Genomic DNA, 3,446 nt, shown 5'->3' on the forward strand with positions numbered 1-3,446 from the left:
ATTTTAAAAACGACCACACTATGGTACTTCTTAAAAAATATATAAATCCATTTTAATTTCCCGACGTACAAATATCGACTACTCTACTATATTTCATTGTATTCTATATTACTTTTTCAAATGAAATATGAAATTCTGTCCACTCTTCTGTTGACTTACATGTAATGGATCCCTTATGCTTCTCCACGATTTGTTTACAAACAAACAAACCAATTCCAGTTCCTAACTTCTTTGTAGTTACAAATGGTTCAAATATTGTTTCTATATTTTCTGCTGGAATCATCGGCCCATTATTTTTAATAAAAATATGTATTAATTCTTCGTCTTCACACACATCAATAACAATTCTCTTACTTTCTTCCATTCCTTCAAGAGCGTCAATAGAGTTCATTAAAATATTTAAAATCACTTGTCTAACTTCACTTCGATACCCCGTAAACGGTATTGGATGCGGCAAATTTTTCTCAATAGAAACATTTGCATTTACTAAACTCGGATATAGGAAGTGAATAATATCATGAAATAAATCATTCAGCCAAAATCTTTCTGCTTCATTCCATATTTCTTTTTTTGACACTAGTAAGAATTGAGAAATTCTAAAATTTAATTGATCAAGTTCATGTGAAATAATATCTAAATACGGGAGATGCGGCTGATCTGCTTTTAACAATTTTACAAATCCCATAATAGATGTTAATGGATTACGAAATTCATGAACAAAACTCGCTGACATTTGCCCTAATATTGTCAATCTCTCTTTATGTGTTTCGTTAATGAATTTTTGCTTTTCTTCCAAATTTTTCGATATAATTTCTGAGTATTTCAAAACCGTATAATAAATTAAACGATCAAAACAAATATGTATCTTTCCCATAATTGGTTTTAGTTCACGAGCACTCACATCTAATTCACACATTGCTTCAAATAATTCATTCCGTCCTACATTCGCATTATAGACAAAATCGCCAATATTTGCGTCTGCCCCGGCACGCTCAATGGCAATTTTTTCGCATAATGGTCTAATGAGCTCAATATCTTCCTCACTCATAATAAGCTTAATCATTAATGATAACAATTTTTCTCCGTTCTCTAAAATTTCTTGTTTAAAAGGATCATTTTCTGAAATAATAATTTTGTTTTTCCAGTTCTCTACAAATTGCTGATTATTCTTTTCTAAGTACGTACAAAACATTTTACTAATATCTTTATCGATCGGAAAAACCCCCATTCCCTCCATCTCCATACGAAAAATACCCTATATATTTTGAATATTAACACAAAAAACATTTTTAGTTAAGACACTATTGTCACATTTTGTTATTTCATGTTGATAAAATTTTTCAATAAAGTATATGAAATTATTTTTTTGCATCCTTTTTATTTTTTTCATACAATAGAAACAGGAAAGGTGTGAAAAAAATGACAAATAAAAATGTGGAAGACTACCTTCAAGAAGGCATTCACGGACAAAAACAAAACAAACCTGAAGAGCGTAACATGTTTTTAAGCACATTGCGTGAACGTGTGGAAATTGCGTTAACGATTGGACAAGTCATGCAAACGAACGTATATCCAGAAATAAAAAAAACGATGAGTTCTTCTCAAAGGTTAACATTGTATGTGAACGGAAACATCGCTTACCCACATTTATCCAAATACATTAAATTAGCAAATGAACAACAAGTACCTTTTACAATTGTACAAAATAAAGATGCAAATACACCAATTGGACTTGTTCTCGCACATGATACAGCGGTAGAAAAAGAACATATTTATGTAGAAGATGCAATTTACAAACAAGAGATGAACTGACAAAATACGCCCGACCTCTAAACGGGCGTATTTTTGTGAATTCTTTACGATAAAATGGACCTTCCATCAATGGATTCCCTCTCCGAATCTTGAGGTGGGGACTTTCTGCCCACGAAGAGCGGTATAAACTAAAAAAACTCACCGTAAAGGTAAAGATTATGAACTGACTTGTTCTTGAAATGAAACCGGTTGGTCTACTACTTCTACAGGCTGGCTTGCAGGTTGCTTTGTCACTTCAATTTGTTTAATATAATGTCCATCTAATTCAACAATACGAAACTTATAATTTTCTATATCAATGCTATCACCTTGTTCAATTTCAAGATGTTCTGTTAAAATCCAACCTCCAATTGTATCAACGTCTTCATCGTCAATTGAAAGTCCTAATAATGCATTAACTTCACTAACAAGTACTTTTCCCTCTAAAATTGTTTTTGTTTCACTAATGCGCTGAATCTCTGGCTTTTCATCTGTATCAAATTCATCTTGAATGTCGCCAACAATTTCTTCTAATATATCTTCAACTGTTACAAGTCCAGACGTTCCGCCGTACTCATCCACTAAAATTGCCATATGTGTGCGTTCCCTTTGCATTTTTACAAATAAATCATGAATAGCGATGGATTCAATAATTTGAATAATCGGACGGGCATACTGTGCAACAGTTTCTTTATTTGTACCATCATGTTTCACATAATCTGTGAAAATATCTTTAAAGTTTACAAAACCAATAACATGATCTTTATCACCGTCAATGACAGGATATCTCGTATATTTCTCATTTGACATCATTTTCATTGCTTCAATAACAGATTGCTCTTTCTCTAAAATTACCATTTCTGTACGTGGAACCATTATTTCTTTCGCAATTCGATCGTCAAATTCGAAAATTTTATTGACATATTTATATTCTGATTGATTGATTTCACCATTTTTATAACTTTCTGATACAAGCATACGTAACTCTTCTTCTGAATGTGCTGCTTCATGCTTTTGCATTGGTTTTAAGCCAAACATTCTCGTAACAATGCGCGCTGAACCATTCAATGTCCAGATAAAAGGATAAGCAAGTCGATAGAAGAAGATAAGCGGTCTTGCAACTGATAAGCTAATCCATTCCGCCTTCTGAATCGCCAATGTTTTCGGAGCTAGTTCGCCGACGACAACGTGAAGAAAGGTAATGAACATAAAAGCTAGAAAAACAGATAAAATGGATGTCACCGAGGGAGGCACTTCCAATTTTGTGAAAATCGGATCCAGCATACGCTTCACTGTCGGTTCTCCTAACCATCCAAGGCCGAGCGCTGTCACTGTAATCCCTAACTGACATGCTGATAAATACTCGTCTAAGTTTGTAATGACTGTTTTCGCAGCAGTTGCACGTTTGTTTCCTTCTGCAATTAAATAATCGATGCGTGAGCTCCTAACCTTGACAATTGCAAATTCAGACGCAACGAAAAAAGCAGTTAAGGCAATTAAAACAATCACCATACTTATACTAAATATGTCCAAATACGTTTCCTTACCCACTTTGTAAGTAAGGAAGCCACCTCCTAATTATTTTATTCTAAAAAAAGCTTCTCTAACAATCTTACAAGTTTCTACACTAGTAATTCCCTTTTATACATTATATG

Annotated in this window: 3 protein-coding genes; 1 reads left to right on the forward strand and 2 read right to left on the reverse strand. The window is 33.3% G+C overall.

The annotated features are described in order from the left end of the window. Nucleotides 1-103 precede the first annotated feature (103 nt). The gene (locus V7024_RS24025) at nucleotides 104-1,243 is read right to left on the reverse strand and encodes a BA2291 family sporulation histidine kinase (RefSeq protein ID WP_335524584.1); all 1,140 of its coding nucleotides are present in this window, start codon (nucleotides 1,241-1,243) and stop codon (nucleotides 104-106) included. A 176-nt stretch (nucleotides 1,244-1,419) separates the two neighbouring features. On the opposite strand from V7024_RS24025, the gene V7024_RS24030 reads away from it, so the two are divergent. Beyond that, nucleotides 1,420-1,812, forward strand: coding sequence for a YueI family protein (locus V7024_RS24030; RefSeq protein WP_335524585.1), 393 nt, complete (start codon nucleotides 1,420-1,422; stop codon nucleotides 1,810-1,812). 156 nt (nucleotides 1,813-1,968) lie between these two features. On the opposite strand, the gene V7024_RS24035 is transcribed toward V7024_RS24030, so the two are convergent. Beyond that, nucleotides 1,969-3,324, reverse strand: coding sequence for a hemolysin family protein (locus V7024_RS24035; protein ID WP_335524586.1), 1,356 nt, complete (start codon nucleotides 3,322-3,324; stop codon nucleotides 1,969-1,971). Nucleotides 3,325-3,446 lie beyond the last annotated feature (122 nt).

Source organism: Bacillus sp. JJ864 (assembly GCF_036963045.1).
Classification (GTDB): domain Bacteria; phylum Bacillota; class Bacilli; order Bacillales; family Bacillaceae_G; genus Bacillus_A; species Bacillus_A pseudomycoides_C.

Excerpts from the sequence above, each read along its gene's own strand:
- V7024_RS24030 (WP_335524585.1), top strand. The coding sequence starts at position 1,420 with ATGACAAATAAAAATGTGGAAGACTACCTTCAAGAAGGCATTCACGGA.
- V7024_RS24025 (WP_335524584.1), bottom strand. The coding sequence starts at position 1,243 with ATGGAGATGGAGGGAATGGGGGTTTTTCCGATCGATAAAGATATTAGT.